The organism is Ramlibacter sp. Leaf400 (genome assembly GCF_001424545.1).
Lineage (GTDB): Bacteria > Pseudomonadota > Gammaproteobacteria > Burkholderiales > Burkholderiaceae_C > Ramlibacter.
Genome location: NZ_LMQL01000012.1, coordinates 422,725 through 440,702, shown reverse-complemented (window position 1 = coordinate 440,702; position 17,978 = coordinate 422,725). Strand labels below are relative to the sequence as shown.

Annotated in this window: 14 protein-coding genes; all 14 read right to left on the bottom strand. The window is 69.8% G+C overall.

From position 1 onward, the window contains the following. Positions 1 to 10: 10 nt before the first annotated feature. The gene (locus ASG30_RS17855; RefSeq protein WP_055899808.1) at positions 11 to 739 is read right to left on the bottom strand and encodes an endonuclease/exonuclease/phosphatase family protein; all 729 of its coding nucleotides are present in this window, start codon (positions 737 to 739) and stop codon (positions 11 to 13) included. Next, positions 736 to 1,191 carry a dihydroneopterin triphosphate diphosphatase gene (gene nudB, locus ASG30_RS17850; RefSeq protein WP_055899805.1) on the bottom strand — a complete coding sequence of 152 codons (456 nt, stop codon included), beginning with the start codon at positions 1,189 to 1,191 and terminating at the stop codon, positions 736 to 738. The genes ASG30_RS17855 and nudB overlap by 4 nt, the downstream gene beginning before the upstream one ends. Before the next feature lie 620 nt (positions 1,192 to 1,811). Continuing rightward, the gene (gene aspS / locus ASG30_RS17845) at positions 1,812 to 3,614 is read right to left on the bottom strand and encodes an aspartate--tRNA ligase (RefSeq protein WP_235579831.1); all 1,803 of its coding nucleotides are present in this window, start codon (positions 3,612 to 3,614) and stop codon (positions 1,812 to 1,814) included. A gap of 43 nt (positions 3,615 to 3,657) precedes the next feature. Then, positions 3,658 to 4,320, bottom strand: coding sequence for a DUF502 domain-containing protein (locus tag ASG30_RS17840; protein ID WP_055899799.1), 663 nt, complete (start codon positions 4,318 to 4,320; stop codon positions 3,658 to 3,660). Positions 4,321 to 4,339: 19 nt separating this feature from the next. Next, positions 4,340 to 4,693: an FmdB family zinc ribbon protein gene (locus ASG30_RS17835; protein ID WP_055899796.1), complete on the bottom strand. Its 354-nt coding sequence runs from the start codon at positions 4,691 to 4,693 to the stop codon at positions 4,340 to 4,342. Between the two features lie 89 nt (positions 4,694 to 4,782). Further along, positions 4,783 to 6,240: a sodium:solute symporter family protein gene (locus ASG30_RS17830; RefSeq protein WP_200947322.1), complete on the bottom strand. Its 1,458-nt coding sequence runs from the start codon at positions 6,238 to 6,240 to the stop codon at positions 4,783 to 4,785. A gap of 57 nt (positions 6,241 to 6,297) precedes the next feature. Further along, positions 6,298 to 7,863, bottom strand: a complete 1,566-nt coding sequence (gene ubiB, locus ASG30_RS17825) for a ubiquinone biosynthesis regulatory protein kinase UbiB (protein ID WP_055899793.1) — start codon at positions 7,861 to 7,863, stop codon at positions 6,298 to 6,300. After that, the gene (locus tag ASG30_RS17820; RefSeq protein WP_055899790.1) at positions 7,860 to 8,441 is read right to left on the bottom strand and encodes a hypothetical protein; all 582 of its coding nucleotides are present in this window, start codon (positions 8,439 to 8,441) and stop codon (positions 7,860 to 7,862) included. The genes ubiB and ASG30_RS17820 overlap by 4 nt, the downstream gene beginning before the upstream one ends. A gap of 99 nt (positions 8,442 to 8,540) precedes the next feature. Then, entirely contained in the window at positions 8,541 to 9,557 is a 1,017-nt protein-coding gene (locus tag ASG30_RS17815) for a Tim44 domain-containing protein (protein ID WP_055899787.1), read from the bottom strand. A 40-nt stretch (positions 9,558 to 9,597) separates the two neighbouring features. Further along, complete coding sequence (ubiE, locus tag ASG30_RS17810; RefSeq protein WP_055899784.1) at positions 9,598 to 10,329, bottom strand: bifunctional demethylmenaquinone methyltransferase/2-methoxy-6-polyprenyl-1,4-benzoquinol methylase UbiE; 732 nt, start codon at positions 10,327 to 10,329, stop codon at positions 9,598 to 9,600. A gap of 53 nt (positions 10,330 to 10,382) precedes the next feature. Further along, a complete protein-coding gene (locus ASG30_RS17805) occupies positions 10,383 to 10,805 on the bottom strand; it encodes a gamma-butyrobetaine hydroxylase-like domain-containing protein (RefSeq protein ID WP_055899781.1) in 423 nt (140 codons plus the stop codon). 11 nt (positions 10,806 to 10,816) lie between these two features. Beyond that, positions 10,817 to 12,454 carry a ShlB/FhaC/HecB family hemolysin secretion/activation protein gene (locus ASG30_RS17800; protein ID WP_055899778.1) on the bottom strand — a complete coding sequence of 546 codons (1,638 nt, stop codon included), beginning with the start codon at positions 12,452 to 12,454 and terminating at the stop codon, positions 10,817 to 10,819. A 67-nt stretch (positions 12,455 to 12,521) separates the two neighbouring features. Continuing rightward, a complete protein-coding gene (locus tag ASG30_RS17795; RefSeq protein WP_055899775.1) occupies positions 12,522 to 13,880 on the bottom strand; it encodes a FecR family protein in 1,359 nt (452 codons plus the stop codon). Positions 13,881 to 14,032: 152 nt separating this feature from the next. After that, entirely contained in the window at positions 14,033 to 17,908 is a 3,876-nt protein-coding gene (locus ASG30_RS17790) for a DUF3683 domain-containing protein (protein WP_055899772.1), read from the bottom strand. Positions 17,909 to 17,978: the final 70 nt, after the last annotated feature.

Sequence of the window (17,978 nt, the reverse complement as noted above, 5' to 3'; positions counted from 1 at the left end):
TGGCGGCGCCTTACATCGAGAAGGTCGCGATGAGGGGCAGGTGGTCCGACATCTGCCCCCACACCCGCCCGCGCGGGATCTCCACGCCCTGCGGCCGCAGGCCGCGCGCGTAGACGTAGTCCAGCTGCGTGAGCGGCAGCCGCGAAGGGTAGGTGCGCGCCTTGTCGTCGCTGAAATCGCGCAGGCCGATGTCCCGCATCGTCGGGCGCAGCCGCCCGCCCCAGTCGTTGAGGTCGCCGGCCACGACCAGCGGCGCGCGGCGCGGGATCTCGCGCTCGACGTAGCGGCCCAGCTGCTCGACCTGCCGCACGCGGCTGGACGCGATCAGGCCCAGGTGCAGCACGATCACGTGGACCTCGTGCCGGCCTATGCGCACCTTCACGTGCAGCAGGCCGCGCTGCTCGAAGCGGTGGTCCGACATGTCCTCGTGCCCGTGCGACACCACCGGCCAGCGCGACAGCAGAGCGTTGCCGTGCTCGCCGTGGCGGGTGGTGGCGTTGGTCTGGTACACGGCGGCGTAGCCCTCCGGGCACAGGAACTCGGCCTGCGGCAGCTCGGGCCAGCGGGTGAAGTAGCGTTCCTCGCGGCGATGGAGCTTGCGCACTTCCTGCAGGCAGACCACGTCGGCGTCGAGCTGCTCGATCGCGTGGCCGAGGTTGTGGATCTCCAGCCGCCGGGTGGGGCCGAACCCCTGGACGCCCTTGTGGATGTTGTACGTGGCGACCCGCAGCAAGGTCATCGAGCCCCCGAAAACTGCGGCAGCAGCAGGATCGCCTCGGCGTTGCTGGGCGAGAAGCAGGCGTCGGCCGCCGCGCGCCAGGGCAGCCACATGAAGCCGGTGTGCTCGCGCGGGTTGAGCTTCACATCCGTGCCTTCGGCCACGCGCAGGCCGAAGACGTGCTCGGTGTTGTGCGTCACGCCCTCGGCGTAGCGGTGGCGCCAGCGCGGGTAGATCTCGTAGACGTTCTCCATGCCCCAGTCGGCGAGCACGCCGGCGCGCGCGTCGATGCCGGTTTCCTCGAAGACCTCGCGGACGGCCGTGTCCTCGAAGGCTTCGTCCTCGCGGTCCTTGGCGCCGGTGACGGACTGCCAGAAGTTCGGCGCGTCGGCCCTGTTGATGAGCAGGACGTCGAGCGCGGGGGTGTGGATCACCACCAGGACGGACTGGGGGATCTTGAAGGGCTTGGACACCGGGTCATTCTGCACACGCGGCGTGGGCACGCGTGTCAGACACGTTCCGGGACGGTGGCAGGGGCGATGATCAACCGCTCCTGCGCTCGCTCTCCCGTCATTCCCGCGAAGGCGGGAATCCAGGGCGTCCGGCTTCGGCGGACTTCAGAGGAAGCACTGGATCCCCGCCTTCGCGGGGATGACGGTGGCAACGAAAAAGCGATGGGAGGCGGCGGGGCGCAGAAGGCCTCCTGCCCGCACCCGCACCCTGCTCCCACGCGGCAGGCGGTGCCTGGCCCGGGCGATTTGTGGGACGAGCCGGGCTTTCCGCGGCCCGGCCGTTGCGANCTCCTGCCCGCACCCGCACCCTGCTCCCACGCGGCAGGCGGTGCCTGGCCCGGGCGATTTGTGGGACGAGCCGGGCTTTCCGCGGCCCGGCCGTTGCGAGCCGTCAGGCGAGCTTGATATCAACCACTGACTCGCGGCAGCTGTCTGAACGGAGCTGCGTAGCAGCGCAGTGAGTTCTGCCGCGCAGGCCAGGCCGCGGAATGCCCTGCGAGTTGCGAGCAACGCGAGCAACCGGCCCACCATGAGCCCGGGCCAGGCACCGCCTGCCGCGCGGGCGCGCTGCCCGAAAAGGCCTACGCGCCCTGCAGGTTCCGCAGCCGGATGTGCAGCTCCCGCAGCTGCTTCTCGTCCACCGGCCCCGGCGCCTGCGTGAGCAGGTCCTGCGCACGCTGGGTCTTGGGGAACGCGATCACGTCGCGCAGGCTCTCGGCCCCGGTCATCAGCATCACGAAGCGGTCCAGGCCGATGGCGATGCCGCCGTGCGGGGGGGCGCCGTACTGCAGCGCGTCCAGCAGGAAGCCGAACTTCGCCTTGGCCTCCTCCTCGCCGATCTTCAGCGCGCGGAACACCTTGCTCTGCACGTCCTCGCGGTGGATACGCACCGAGCCGCCGCCGAGTTCGATGCCGTTGAGCACCGCGTCGTAGGCCTTGGCCAGGCAGCGGCCGGGGTCGGTCTCCAGCCAGTCCTCGTGGCCGTCCTTGGGCGAGGTGAACGGGTGGTGCACCGCGTTCCAGCGCTGCGCGTCGTCGTCGAACTCGAACATCGGGAAGTCGACCACCCACAGCGGCCGCCAGGCGCCTTCGATCAGCCCCCGGGACTTGCCGAACTCGCTGTGGCCGACCTTCACGCGCAGCGCGCCGATGGCGTCGTTGACCACCTTGGCGCGGTCGGCGCCGAAGAAGATCAGGTCGCCGCTCTTGGCGCCGGTGCGCTCCAGGATGCGCGCGATCGCCTGGTCGTGCAGGTTCTTGACGATGGGCGACTGCAGGCCCTCGCGGCCGGCGGCCACGTCGTTGACCTTGATCCAGGCCAGGCCCTTGGCGCCGTAGATCTTGACGAACTCGGTGTAGCCGTCGATCTCGCTGCGGCTCATCTCGCTGCCGCCGGGCACGCGCAGGCCGACCACGCGGCCGTCTTCCTGGTTGGCCGGGCCGGAGAACACCTTGAAGTCCACGTCCTTCATGATGTCGGTGAGTTCGGTGAACTCCAGCTTGACGCGCAGGTCGGGCTTGTCCGAGCCGTACAGGCGCATCGCGTCGTCGTGCTTCATCACGGGGAAGGCGCCGATGTCGATGCCCAGCACCTTCTGGAAGGTGCTGCGGATCATGCCCTCGAACATGGTGCGGATCTCCTCCTCCTTCAGGAAGGAGGTCTCCACGTCGATCTGGGTGAACTCGGGCTGGCGGTCGGCGCGCAGGTCCTCGTCGCGGAAGCACTTGGTGATCTGGTAGTAGCGGTCGAAGCCGGCCACCATCAGCAGCTGCTTGAACAGCTGCGGCGACTGCGGCAGCGCGAAGAACATGCCGTCGTGCACGCGGCTGGGCACCAGGTAGTCGCGCGCGCCCTCGGGCGTGCTCTTGGTGAGCATCGGCGTCTCGATGTCGATGAAGCCGTTGGCGTCCAGGAACTTGCGCACCTCCATCGTCACCTTGTAGCGCAGCATCAGGTTCTTCTGCATGTACGGGCGACGCAGGTCCAGCACGCGGTGGATCAGGCGGGTGGTCTCCGACAGGTTCTCGTCGTCCAGCTGGAAAGGCGGGGTGACCGAGGGGTTGAGCACCGTGAGTTCATGGGCCAGCACCTCGATGCGGCCGCTCTTGAGGTGGTCGTTGACCGTGCCTTCGGGGCGCGCGCGCACCAGGCCCTTGACCTGGATGCAGAACTCGTTGCGCAGGCCCTCGGCGGTCTTGAACATGTCGGGCCGGTCGGGGTCGCACACCACCTGCACGTAGCCCTCGCGGTCGCGCAGGTCCACGAAGATCACGCCGCCGTGGTCGCGCCGACGGTTCACCCAGCCGCACAGGGTGACGGTCTGGCCGAGCAGCGCCTCGTCCACGAGGCCGCAGTAGAGGGTGCGCATTTGTTGTGAGGACATGGGGGCAAACCTTCCGGAAGGACGCGACGCGCGGCGGGCGCGTTCAGCGGGCGTTGACGGCGGGAGCGATGGGCGCAGCGGGCACAGCGGGCACAGCGGGCACCGCCGGCGCGCTGGGCACCACGACACCCATGGAGATGACGTAGCGAAGCGCCTCGTCGACGCTCATCTTGAGTTCGATGCAGTCGCTGCGGCGAAGCATCACGAAATAACCGCCCGTGGGGTTGGGCGTGGTGGGAACGTACACGCTGACGAAATCTTCCGGCAGGTGGTTGACCACGTCGCCACCGGGGGCGCCGGTGACCAGGGCGATGGTCCACATGCCGGGGCGCGGCCACTCGATCAGCACCGCGGTGCGGAAGGCGTTGCCCGAAGGCGAGAACAGCGTGTCGGAGACCTGCTTGACGCTGGAGTAGATCGACCGCACCACCGGGATGCGGTGCAGGATCGCGTCGCTCCAGGACACCAGCTTGCGGCCCACGAAGTTGCTGGTGATGGCGCCGACCACCAGCAGGATGGCCAGCGCCAGCAGCACGCCCAGGCCGGGCAGGCGAAAGCCCAGCAGCCGGTCGGGCTGCCAGGCGCCGGGCAGGATCAGCAGGGTCTGGTCGAGCGTGCCGATGATCCACTGGAGCACCCACAGCGTGATGCCCAGGGGCGCCAGGACGAGAAGGCCGGCAAACAACCAGCGGCGGAGAGCGGCCATGCGTGCGGGACTCCCGCCTTCAGTGGCAGGCGCAGGCGCTGCCGCAGCCGCCGGCCGAGGCCGAAGGCGCGTCGGTCTTGGTGGAAGGGGACGAGGCCCCGTCGGCGGGCTTGGACTCGGACGGCTTGTCGGCGGGCTTGTCGGCCGCCTTGCCGTCGGCCGCGGCCTCGGTGGGCTTGGACGTGCTGCCGCCGTTGCGGAAATCGGTGGCGTACCAGCCCGATCCCTTGAGCTGGAAGCCGGCGGCGGTGATCTGCTTGGCGAACGCCTCGGCGCCGCAGGCGGGACACGCGGTCAGCGGCGCATCCGACACTTTTTGCAGGACGTCCTTGGCATGGCCACAGGAGCCGCATTTGTAGGCGTAGATGGGCATGGCTGTAAGGAAGTGATGCAGGGTGGCAAAGCCCTCAATTATAGGCGGCGGGGGAAACTTCAACCCCCGCAGCCGCCACCCTGCTCCCTTCAGGCGTGCAGCGGCGCGCGCGGCTCGTGCCGGTTGCGCAGCACCTGCGGCAGCATCGAGCCCACCACCATGCCGGCCAGGGCGGCCAGGAGGCCGGCCAGCTGGCCCGGGAAGGCCTCGCCGAGCCCCTTGTTGATCTGCGGGAAGAACAGCACCCAGGTGGTGATGCCCGCGGCGATGGAGAGGATGGCGCCCTGGGTGGTGGCGCGCTTCCAGTACAGGCCCATGACCAGCGGGACGAAAGCGCCCACCAGCGTGACCTGGTAGGCCGAGGACACCAGGTCGTAGATCGGCGTGCCCTGCATCGCGATGGCGTAGGCCAGCACGATGGCGGTGAAGACCACGATGGTCACGCGCATGGCCAGCAGCTGCTGGCGGTCGCTCATGCCGGGCCGCAGGTTCTTCAGGATGTTCTCCACGAAGCTGGTCGAGGGCGCCAGCAGCGTGGCCGACGAGGTGCTCTTGATGGCCGAGACCAGCGCGCCGAAGAACAGGATCTGCATCACCAGCGGCATCTTGGTGAGCACGAAGGTGGGCAGCAGGCGCTGGTAGTCGTCCTTGGCCATGTCCATCGCGCTGGAGCCCATGACCACCACGGCGCTGGCCACGATGAACATCGGCACGAAGGCGAACAGGATGTAGCTGAAGCCGCCGATCATGGCGCCGCGGCGGGCGGTGTCGGCATCCCGGGCCGACATCACGCGCTGGAAAACGTCCTGCTGCGGGATGCTGCCCAGCATCATGGTCAGGCCGGCGCCGATGAAGAAGGCGATGTCGGTGAAGGTGGGCGGCGGCAGGAAGTTGAACAGGTTCTGCGACGTGGCCATCGAGACCACCTGCCCGGCGCCGCCGGCCAGGTCGGCCGCGAAGAAGGCGATGATGGTCAGGCCCACCACCAGCACGATCATCTGGATGAAGTCGGTCCAGGCCACGGCCAGGAAGCCGCCGATCACCACGTAGACCAGCACCGCGAGCGTGCCCACGATCATCCCTGTGGTCTCGGACATGGCGCCGCCGGTGAGCACCGAGAACACCAGGCCCAGCGCCGTGATCTGCGCCGCCACCCAGCCCAGGTAGCTCAGGATGATGGCCACCGAGCAGAACACCTCCACGCCCTTGCCATAGCGCTGGCGGTAGAAGTCGCCGATGGTCAGCAGGTTCTGCTTGTAAAGCTTGGCCGCGAAGAAGGCGCCCACCAGGATCAGGCAGGTGCCGGCGCCGAACGGGTCTTCGACCACCGCGTTGAGGCCGCCCTGCACGAACTTGGCCGGGATGCCCATCACGGTCTCGGCGCCGAACCAGGTGGCGAAGGTGGTGGTGACCACCATCACCAGCGGCAGGCTGCGGCCCGCGATGGCGAAGTCGGCGGTGTTCTTGATCCGGGTGCCGGCCCAGGCCCCGATGGCCAGCGTGCCCAGCAGGTACAGGACGACGAAAGAGATCAGCGTGTAGTTCACCAGGCGCACCTCCAGCCCCGCGATTCGGGCGCCGGAATTATGCCCGGCAGTGCGCGCCTAGAACAGCCGGATGCGGGCCAGCACCTGCATCACCAGCAGGCCCAGCGCGAAGCCGACGCCGCCGTACAGGAAGGCCTGCAGCAGGCGGTTGGTGCGGCGCTGCTCGTCGATCAGCGTCTGCAGTTCGCGGCGCTCCGGCTGCGAGCGGTGGCGCAGGAAGTCGTGCACCAGCCGCGGCAGCTCGGGCAGCATCTTGGCGTAGCGCGGCGCCTGGTCGCGCAGTTCGTCCAGCAGGCGCTGCGGGCCCACCTGCTCCAGCATCCAGCGCTCCAGGAAGGGCTTGGCCGTGGCCCAGAGGTCGAGGTCGGGGTCGAGCTGGCGGCCCAGGCCCTCGATGTTCAGCAGCGTCTTCTGCAGCAGCACCAGCTGCGGCTGGATCTCCACGTTGAAGCGGCGCGAGGTCTGGAACAGGCGCATGAGCACCATGCCCAGCGAGATCTCCTTGAGCGGCCGGTCGAAGTACGGCTCGCACACCGCGCGCACGGCGGACTCCAGCTCGTCGACCCGCGTCGTCGGCGGCACCCAGCCGGACTCGATGTGCAGTTCGGCCACGCGCTTGTAGTCGCGCCGGAAGAACGCGTTGAAGTTCTGCGCCAGGTACTCCTTGTCGAACTCGGTCAGCGTTCCGATGATCCCGAAGTCCAGCGAGATGTAGCGCTGGAAGGTGGTCGCATCCAGGCTGACCTGGATGTTGCCCGGGTGCATGTCGGCGTGGAAGAAGCCGTCGCGGAACACCTGGGTGAAGAAGATGGTGACGCCGTCGCGCGCCAGTTGGCGCAGGTCGACGCCGGCCTGCAGCAGGCGCTCGTTCTGGCTGATCGGCACGCCGTACATGCGCTCCATCACGATCACCTCGGAGTGGCACCAGTCCCAGAACATCTCGGGGATCAGCACCAGGTCCAGGCCGTCCATGTTGCGGCGAAGCTGGGCGGCATTGGCCGCTTCACGCAGCAGGTCCAGCTCGTCGTGCAGGTACTTGTCGAACTCGGCGACCACCTCGCGCGGCTTGAGCCGCTTGGCGTCGGACGACAGGCCCTCGATCCAGCCGGCCATCATGCGCATCAGCGCCAGGTCGTTCTCGATCACCGGCAGCATGCCGGGGCGCAGCACCTTGACCGCGACTTCGCGCGTGAGGCCCTGGCGGTCCAGCAGCGTGGCGAAGTGCACCTGCGCGATGGAGGCGCTGGCCACGGGCTCGCGCTCGAAGCTGGCGAAGATGGTCGCCACCGGCCGGCGGAAGGCGCGCTCGATGGTGGCCATGGCGATGGCCGGATCGAACGGGGGCACGCGGTCCTGCAGCCGGGCCAGTTCGTCGGCCACGTCGGCCGGCAGCAGGTCGCGGCGGGTGGACAGCACCTGGCCGAACTTGACGAAGATCGGGCCCAGGCTTTCCAGCGCCAGGCGCAGCCGCTGGCCGCGCGGCGCCTGCAGGCGCCGCCCGAAGCTCAGGATGCGCGCCAGCCGGTGCAGCCAGGGCCGCTGGAAGCTGCTGAGGACGAGCTCGTCGAGCCCGTAGCGCAGGATCACCCAGAGGATGTAGGCGCCGCGGAAGTACCTCGTCATGGGTTCCCGGCGGTGGTGCCCGCCATCGGCGCCGGCGACGGGCCCGGGGATGCCGCGGGGGCGCCGCCCGGGGTGAAGCGGCGCAGGGCCTCGGCCATGCCGCGCGCCGCCTGGCCCAGGGCGTGGGCCGGCGCGTCGCCCAGCAGGCGGGCCAGGTCTTCCTCCACGTCCCAGCGGACGTGGTCGACCAGCCAGTTCACCTCCGCGGCGAACTGCACGTCGCCCTCGATGCGCACCGGCGGCTTGGTGCCGCGCAGCGCCGCCTGGCCGAGCGCCCAGGGCGAGTCCTCGGTGACGGTCAGGGTGAGGTCCGGGGCGGGCGCCGCCTCGGCCAGGTCCAGCAGGCCGGCGGGGGTGGCGGCCAGGCGCACGTGGAAGATGCGCCAGCGGACCTCCACCAGCCGGCCGGCCTGGCGGCGCAGCCGCTCCATGGCCTGCGGCTCCTGCATCAGGACGTGGTTGAGCAGCAGCACGAGCCGCCGCTGCGCCTCGTGCACCGCCCAGGGCGGGGGCGCGAACCGCTGGCCCACCGCGTCCAGCAGGCTGTCGACGAAGGGGAAGGGAGACCGTGTTGCCATGGGTGCGGATTATTGATGATGGCCGGGCCACAGCGGCCGGGCTGCACGAATGAAAAGGGCTCCCGAAGGAGCCCTCTGGTCATCCGGCCTCTGCCGGTGTCACTGCAGCGCCTGCACGCCCGCCACCAGCCAGCCGCTGTCGCCGCTCTTGGGCTTGGTCATGTTCCAGACCTCGCGGAAGGGGCTGGGGCCGGCGGACGGCTCCTCGCGGATCATCCCGGAGAACTCCACGCTGGCCATGTAGGCGTCGCCCAGGTCCTCGATGCCCAGCAGCTGGGCTTCCAGCATCACCACGTCGGTCCTGTTGGGCTGGCCGTTCAGCGCCTTCTCGCGCTCGGCCAGCTGGGTGCGGATCTCCGACAGCATCTCGTCGGTCATCATCGACCGCAGCGTGGCGATGTCCGAGCGGTCCCAGGCGTCCTGCAGGGTCTGGAAGTTGCGCTTGGCGGCCTCGACGAAGTTGTGCACGTCGAAGCCGGGGGGGATGCCCCAGTTCTGCGAACCCGCCAAGGCCGAGCCGATCTGCACGCCGCCCCCCGCCTGCTTCGCGGAATCGAAGGCCATGCCGCCGCGCTCCCAGGGGCGTGCCGAGGCGTCGTTGCCCACCTTGTCCGGGCTGTACTGGCGCGGCGCGGTGGCCAGGTCGGCGGCCGAAGCGCCCTGGTACGCCATGGGACGGCCCGAGGCCAGCGAGCCGCGGCGGCTGCGCATCACCAGGCCGATGACGACCATGACGGCGAGCGCGATCAGCGCGAACAGCATGAACTGGGCGAGTTCGGCGCCGAAGCCCAGCGTATGGGCCAGCCAGGCCAGGCCCAGGCCGGCGGCCAGGCCGCCCAGCATGCCGCCCCAGCGCGAAGGCGCGGCCGCCGGTGCCGCCGCGGGCGTGCCCGGGCGGGCCTGCGCGGCCTGCGCCGGCTGCTGGCCGGGCTGCTGCTGGGTGGCCGTGTTGTTGGCAGGCGGCTGCTGCGCGGGGCGCGCGGCGTCGCGTTGCGTGACGTTGCCCGACTGGCGGCCGATGGAGCCGCCGCCACCCAGGCGACGCGCGGCGTCGGCGTCGGGGACGCTGGCCAGTACCAGCATGCCGGCAAGGAGTGCGGTCCACAGCTTCATGATCTGTCCTTCCTGATCAGGTCGTTGGCCTCATATGGGGGCGTCAGCACTTGATTCCAACATGCAGCGCGACGACGCCACCCGTCAGATTGTGATAGTCCACATGCCCGAAACCGGCTTTCTTCATGAGGGTCTTGAGCTCTTCCTGGCCGGGGTGCATGCGGATCGACTCGGCCAGGTAGCGATAGCTGGAGCCGTCGCCCGCCACCGCCTGGCCCAGGCGCGGCAGCACCTTGAACGAGTACCAGTCGTACGCGCGCGTCAGCGGCTGCGCCACGCGCGAGAACTCCAGCACCAGCAGCTTGCCGCCCGGCTTGAGCACGCGATGCATCTCCGCCAGCGCGGCGTCCTTGTGCGTCATGTTGCGCAGGCCGAAGGCGACGCTCACCAGGTCGAAGCGGCCGCCATCGAACGGCAGCTTTTCGGCATCGCACACCAGGGTGGGCAGGACCACGCCTTCGTCCAGCAGCCGGTCGCGGCCGTTGCGCAGCATGGCCTCGTTGATGTCGGTGTGGACCACGCCGCCGGTGGGCCCCACCTTGCGCGCGAACGCACGCGCCAGGTCGCCGGTGCCGCCGGCGATGTCCAGCACCTGCTGGCCCGGCCGCACGTTGGCCACCATGACGGTGTAGGCCTTCCATGCGCGGTGCAGCCCGAACGACATCAGGTCGTTCATCAGGTCGTAGCGCGGGGCCACCGAATCGAACACGCCGCGCACCCGGCGGGCCTTCTCGCGCTCGTCGACGGTCTGGTAGCCGAAGTGGGTGCTGCTCATGCCTCGATGGTAGGGGCAATCCTCGGCGGCGGGGCCCATCCCCGGGCCGTGTGTCAGTGTTTGCAACCGTGGCCGTGCACGTGGCCGCCCGCGGCCGCCATGGGCGCGTCGCGGTCCACGCCGGCCTCGGACAGGCGGCGCTCGTAGTCGGCCCACAGCTGGCCCTGCTGCGAGCCCAGGAAGTACAGGTAGTCCCAGGAGAAGATGCCGCTGTCGTGGCCATCCGAGAAGCGCGGCTGCACGGCGTAGTTGCCCACCGGGTCGAGCGAGACGATGTCCACCTCGCGCTTGCCGGTCTGCAGCACCTCCTGGCCGGGACCGTGGCCCTGGACCTCGGCCGAAGGCGAATAGACGCGCATCAGCTCGAAGGGGATGCGGAACAGCTGGCCGTCGGAGAAACCGATCTCCAGCACGCGCGAGCGTCCATGGAGGGTGAGGGATTGCGGCGTGGCGCCGGAGGGTTGGGTTGCGGCCATGGCGGTGTGAGTCAGAAACGCAGGCCGAGGTTCACGTAGAGCCGGTCGTCGCCACGCTGGGGCGACACCGAGCTCAGCGCGGCCGGCACCCGGCTGCCGGTGACCAGGCGGCCATATTCGATCGATGCGGCGACCACGCCCTGGCTGTACCGCAGGCCGGCGCCCAGGCTGGCCAGGTGGTCGCGCGAGGGCTTGTTCAGGCCATTGGGATCGTTGTTCCAGAGCTGGCCGGCGTCGGCGAAGCCGAACAGGCGCAGGCCCGGCACCAGCTCCGGCGTGGACAGCTCCAGCGTGCCGGCCGCGCCCTTGTCGGCCGACAGCGGCCGCTCGATGCGGGTGCCGCGCACCGAACCGTAGCCGCCCAGGCCGAACTGCTCGCCGGAGATCAGCACGTCGGGGCTGTACTGGTACTGCGCCCGGGCCGACACCAGCCAGCCCTGCGCGAACGGCGCGCCCCAGTTGAAGCTGCCACGCAGCGCCTTCCAGCGCGTGGTGGCCACGCGCGGGTCCTCGCTTTGGTAGGACGCCAGGTCGTTGGCGCGCCCGCTGCCGGTGTTGAAGGCCAGCCCGATGTCGTAGCCCCAGGCCGCGGTGTTGGTCTCGGTGCGCGCGGTGTAGCCCACCACCACCGGGCGGCTGCGGCGGTCCAGCGCGCCGGGCACCACGATGTCGTTGATGCGGGTGGCGTTGAAGACCTTGTCCTCCAGGCCCAGGCTCAGGTAGCTGCGGCGGCCGCCCTGGGGCGCGAGGTAGTGCGTGTAGGTCAGTCCGGCGGTGTGGCCCGCGCCGGTGCTGGTGAAGGCGCCGAAGCTGCCGACCACGTCGGAGCGGGTGTAGCTGGCGCCCACCACGCCGCCCATCGCGTACAGCGGCACCTTGTACGCCAGGCCGAGCTGGCGCACGTCGGACATGCGCTCGATCGAGGTGGTGTAGGCCCCGGTGAACTGGTGGTCCAGGTCGAACAGGTTGCTGTGGCTGCCGGCGACCGTGAAGCGATCGCGCCCGGTGGACTCCGACCCGGTGTTGGAGGCGTTGGCCGCGAAGCTCCAGGGCCGGCTTTCCTTCACCGTGATGGTGGCGTCGATGCGGTCCGGCTCGTCGGCCTCGCGCAGGCCGACCTGGACCTGCTTGTTCGGGTTTTCGTTGGCGATGGCGGTCTGCACCGCCAGGCGCTTGAAGTTGGGCGTCTGTCCTTCCCGCAGCTCGGGCACGGTGCGGCGGACGTTGCCCTCGCCGTAGATCTTCGCGCCGTCGATCGCCACCTTGCTGACGGTGAAGCGCACGACCTCCAGCCGCACGGTGCTGCCCACTTCCTGCGGCGGCAGCGCGACGCGGTGCAGGCCGTAGCCCTTCTCGCGCAGCGCCGTCTCCAGGGCCGCGGTGGCCTTCTGCAGGCTGGACAGGGTGGCGTCGGGGCGGATGAAGGGCGCCAGCACGCGGGCGGTCTCGGCCGCGTCCAGCGGGTTGTCGCCGGTGACCTGGAAGCCGCGGAGGTTGAACACCGGCTCCGGGGCCGGCGCCAGCGGGGCCGGCGCGGCGGGCGGCTGCGCCTGGGCGGCCGCCGGGCCCGATGCGGCCAGTGCCGCGGCCACCAGGCCCGCGGCGGCAGCGCACCGCCCGACGGCGGGCGCGCGATTGCCCTTGTTCATATCCTCTCGCCCCTCTAGCTGTTGTGCCGTGGATTGTCCCCGCCCCCGAGCCGGCCTTGCGGCCCGCTCAGGTGCAGGTGTTCCTGGCCTTGATGTTGTTGTCCTGGAGCACGCTCTGCAGCAGCGGGTTGCGGCTGGTGGGCAGAGGCACGGTGTCGAAGTCGATGAACTTCGGGATGTTCAGGGGCCGGGCGGTGCCGCCCTCCTGGCCCGCGAAGCCGGCCTCGCCCTTGCCCAGGTGCAGCACCTCGCCGGCGGTGGCCACCTCGATGTGGCCGTCGCGCACGAAGACGAACAGGCCCTCCTGCGCGTCGGACACGTTCTCCCTGGCGAACAGCTTGGGCGGCACGTTCACCGAGTCGGGGCGCGGGCCGTCCATCGCGGGCGGCGCAGTCACCGGCTGGATGGCGCCGGTGGGCGAGATGAACAGGCCCTGGCCGGCCTGCAGCACCTGCAGCGCCGTCTGGCCCTGCGGCGTGACCGCGATCGAGCCCAGCCAGGTGAACAGGGTCAGGTTGCCGTCGGCGCAATCGCCCGGGCAGGACGCATCGAAGCCGGTGCCGCGGATGCCGATGGTGGCGGTCGCCGTGGAGAAGCCGACGTTGCGGTTGTTGGCCTTGGCGATCAGCCCGGTCAGGGCGCGCACGGAACCGCGCAGCAGCGAGGCCAGGAAGCGGCCCTCGCCGGCGTTCTGCTCGTCGTAGACGAAGTTGTCGATGCGAAAGCGCGTGGCCGCTCCCAGCGTCACGCGGCTCTCGTCGCGGAAAGCCACCACGGCGCGGGCGCCGGGCGCGGTCTCGATCACGTCGCCCGGGTAGAGGCTGCCGCCGTCGACCAGGCGCCGGCGCTGGCTGCTCGCATCGACCGCGAACACCTCGCCCTGCGACTGGACCACCTTGGCGCTGGCCAGCACCGCGTTGGGCCGCGCCGACTCGGACACGCGGGCCGACTCGGCGCCGCAGTCGCGGGTGCACAGGCGGGCGTCGAAGTCGGTGCCGCGGATGCCGATGGTGGCGGTGCTGGTCTGCACCTTGGCCGCGTGGGGCGAGCCCTTGGAGATCAGCCCGGTGACGGCGCGAAAGCCGCCGCGCACCATCTGCAGCAGCATGTTGTTGTCGGGCGCGTCCTCGCGGAACCGGTACTGCGAGATCACGATCTCGGAGTTGGGCCGCACGGTCATGCGGGTGCCGTCCTGCAGCTTGACGATGGCCGACGCGCCGTCGGCCGTGGTCAGCCGGTCGCCTTCGCGCAGCGGCAGCCCCTTGCCGAGCGTGCGCGGCGCCTCGCCCGGCGACTGGGCGAAGCCCACGCCGCGTGCGAACTCCACCTCCCCGGCCGCCTGCGCCAGCACCTTCGTGCCGCCCAGCGCCAGCAGCAGGCCCACGGCCAGGCCGGCCCACCTGCGATCGATCTTCTGCCCCAGCATCGAGAAACCTCCGGGAACCCGGTCCCCGTCAAATGTAACCAGAGGTTATACACGCTGTTGGGCTGAAAACCCGCAGCCGGAAAGGCCGCAGGTCAGATGAGCGTGCGGAATTCACGCCGCGGTGGCGGCGCGATGGGGCCGCCGAGGCGGGCTCAGACCAGGACGCGCTCGATGCCGCCGGCGTTGGCGGCGTGCACGTATTCGGCCATCCAGTTCTCGCCCAGGATCTTGCCGGCCATCTCCACCACGATGTAGTCGGCCTCCAGCAGGCCGTTCTGCAGGTCGTGGCCGTAGCGGTTCAGGCCCTGCAGGCAGCTGGGGCAGCTGGTGAGGATCTTGATGTTGTCCTTGGTGCCCACGGAGCCCGACTCGCGCAGCGTCGCCTCGTCCTTGCGCAGCTGCTCCTCCTTGCGGAAGCGCACCTGGGTGGCGATGTCGGGCCGGCTGACGCCGAAGGTGCCGGACTCGCCGCAGCAGCGTTCGGACTTGAGCACGTTGTCACCGACCAGCGCCTTGACGGTCTTCATCGGCTCCTGCAGCTTCATGGGCGTGTGGCAGGGGTCGTGGTACAGGTACGCGCCGCCGCCGGGCAGGGTGATGCCCTTTTCCAGCAGGTACTCGTGGATGTCCACGATCCGGCAGCCCGGGAAGATCTTGTCGAACTCGTAGCCCTGCAGCTGGTCGTAGCAGGTGCCGCAGCTGACCACCACCGTCTTGATGTCCAGGTAGTTCAGCGTGTTGGCCACGCGGTGGAACAGCACCCGGTTGTCGGTGATCATCTTCTCGGCCTTGTCGAACTGGCCCGAGCCGCGCTGCGGGTAGCCGCAGCACAGGTAGCCGGGCGGCAGCACGGTCTGCACGCCGGCGTGCCACAGCATCGCCTGCGTCGCCAGCCCCACCTGCGAGAACAGGCGCTCCGACCCGCAGCCCGGGAAGTAGAAGACCGCCTCGCTGTCGGTGGTGGTCGCCTTGGGGTCGCGGATGATCGGGACGTAGTCCTTGTCCTCGATGTCCAGCAGCGCGCGCGCCGTGCGCTTGGGCAGGCCGCCGGGCAGCTTCTTGTTGATGAAGTGGACCACCTGCTCCTTGACCGGCGCGCGGTCGTGGGTCGAGGGCGGCTGCGTCACCTGCTTGCGGGCCAGGCCGCGCAGCAGGTCGTTGCCCAGGCGCTGCGCCTTGAAGCCCACGTCCACCAGGGCCGCGCGGGCCAGCTTGATGGTGTCGGGGTTGGTGGCGTTGAGCATGAACATCGCCGCGGCGTTGGCCGGGCGGAAGCTCTTCTGCCCCATCTTGCGCAGCAGGTTGCGCATGTTCATCGACACGTCGCCGAAGTCGATCTTCACCGGGCAGGGGGTGACGCACTTGTGGCAGACCGTGCAGTGGTCCGACACGTCCTCGAACTCCTCCCAGTGCTTGATCGACACGCCGCGGCGGGTCTGCTCCTCGTACAGGAAGGCCTCGATCAGCAGCGAGGTGGCCAGGATCTTGTTGCGCGGGCTGTACAGCAGGTTGGCGCGCGGCACGTGGGTGGCGCACACCGGCTTGCACTTGCCGCAGCGCAGGCAGTCCTTGATGGAATCGGCGATGGCGCCGATGTCCGACTGCTGCATGATCAGCGACTCGTGCCCCATCAGGCCGAAGCTGGGCGTGTAGGCGTTGGTCAGGTCGGCATACACCGACATCGGCCCCTGCTGGGTCGAGGGCCGCAGCAGCTTGCCCTGGTTGAAGCGGCCTTCCGGGTCGACCCGGGCCTTGTAGTCGGCGAAGGGCCCGAGCTCCTCGTCGGTCAGGAACTCCAGCTTGGTGATGCCGATGCCGTGCTCGCCGGAGATCACGCCGTTGAGCGAGCGGGCCAGCGCCATGATGCGTTTCACCGCGCCGTGCGCGGCCTGCAGCATCTCGTAGTCGTCGCTGTTGACCGGGATGTTGGTGTGCACGTTGCCGTCGCCGGCGTGCATGTGCAGCGCCACCCACACGCGGCCCTTGAGCACGCGCTTGTGGATCGCGTCCACCTCCTCCAGGATGGCCCGGAACGGCTGGCCGGAGAAAACCTGCTGCAGCGGGGCGCGGATCTGCGTCTTCCAGCTGGCGCGCAGGCTGTGGTCCTGCAGTTGCGCAAACAGCGGCTCGACCCGGACCAGCCAGTCCTGCCACTGGGCCCGCACGTCCTCCACCAGCGCCAGCGCCTGCGCCACGCGGTCTTCCAGCAGTTCGGCCGACGGGATCTCGCTGGCGTCGTCCAGCTTGCCCAGGGGCAGGTTGCCGCGGCGGAAGAAGGCTTCCAGCTCGTCGGCCAGGCGGATCTTGTTGCGCAGCGACAGCTCGATGTTGATGCGCTCGATGCCGTCGGTGTATTCGGCCATCCGCGGCAGCGGGATGACCACGTCCTCGTTGATCTTGAAGGCGTTGGTGTGCTTGCTGATGGCGGCGGTGCGCTTGCGGTCCAGCCAGAACTTCTTGCGCGCCTCGGGGCTGATGGCGATGAAGCCTTCGCCGCTGCGCGAGTTGGCGATGCGCACCACCTCGGACGTGGCGCGGGCCACGGCATCGGGCTCGTCGCCGACGATGTCACCGACCAGCACCATCTTGGGCAGGCCGCCACGCTTGGACTTGGTGGAGTAGCCCACCGCCTTCAGGTAGCGGTCGTCCAGGTGCTCCAGGCCGGCCAGCAGGACGCCGGAGCGGTCCTTCTCGGCGAACATGAAATCCTTGATCTCGACGATGCTGGGCACCGCGTCCCGGGCGTTGCCGAAGAACTCCAGGCAGACGGTGCGGGTGTGCGCCGGCATGCGGTGCACCACCCAGCGCGCGCTGGTGATCAGGCCGTCGCAGCCTTCCTTCTGGATGCCCGGCAGGCCCGAGAGGAACTTGTCGGTGACATCCTTGCCCAGGCCCTCCTTGCGGAAGGTCTGGCCCGGGACCGCCAGCGTCTCGCGGCGCAGCTCGGTGCGGCCGTCGGCCGCGAAGTAGACCAGCTCGAAGCTGGCGACCGGCGCGTCGTGGATCTTCCCGAGGTTGTGGTCCAGGCGCGTGACCTCGAGCCACTCGGCCTGCGGCGTCACCATGCGCCAGGACACCAGGTTGTCCAGCGCCGTGCCCCACAGCACGGCCTTCTTGCCACCCGCGTTCATGGCGATGTTGCCGCCGATGCAGGAGGCCTCGGCCGAGGTGGGGTCGACGGCGAAGACGAAGCCGGCCCGCTCGGCGGCGTCGGCCACGCGCTGGGTGACCACGCCGGCCTCGGTCCACACGGTGGCCACCGGCTCGTCATGGCCGGGGATCGTGACGCGCTCCACCTCGCTCATGGCCTCGAGCTTCTCGGTGTTGATCACCACGCTCTTCCAGGTCAGGGGGATCGCGCCGCCGGTGTAGCCGGTGCCGCCGCCGCGCGGGATGATGGTCAGGCCCAGCTCGATACAGGCCTTGACCAGGCCGGCCATCTCGGCCTCGGTGTCGGGCGCGAGCACGACGAAGGGGTACTCCACGCGCCAGTCGGTCGCGTCCGTGACGTGCGAGACGCGCGAGAGGCCGTCGAACTTGATGTTGTCGCGGGCCGTGTGCCGGCGCAGCACCTTGAGCGCCTGGCGGCGCAGGTCTGCCGTCTCGCGGAAGGAAGCGTCGAAGGCCTGGACCGCCTGGCGCGCGGCCACCAGCAGTTCGCCCACGAGCACGTCGCGGTCGCCGTCGGTGGCCGGCGTGCGGCGCTTCTCGATCTCGGCCAGCCGGTGGTGCAGGGCCTCGACCAGCAGGCGTCGCCGCTTGGGGTTGTCCAGCAGGTCGTCCTGCAGGTACGGGTTTCGCTGCACCACCCAGATGTCGCCCAGCACCTCGTACAGCATGCGGGCGGAGCGGCCGGTGTGGCGCTCGGCGCGCAGGCGGGCCAGCACTTCCCAGGCCCGCGGGCCGAGCAGGCGGATCACGATCTCGCGGTCGGAGAACGAGGTGTAGTTGTAGGGGATCTCGCGAAGTCGCGGCGCTTCGTCGGAAGCTGACGCCAGCAGCTGATCGAGCTTGGTCGGTGCGTTCATCGTTGCGGTTGTGCCCCAGGCAGGCGGGGCGGGATGTCAGCCGAACGATTGCGAGAGGCGGCTGAGAGGG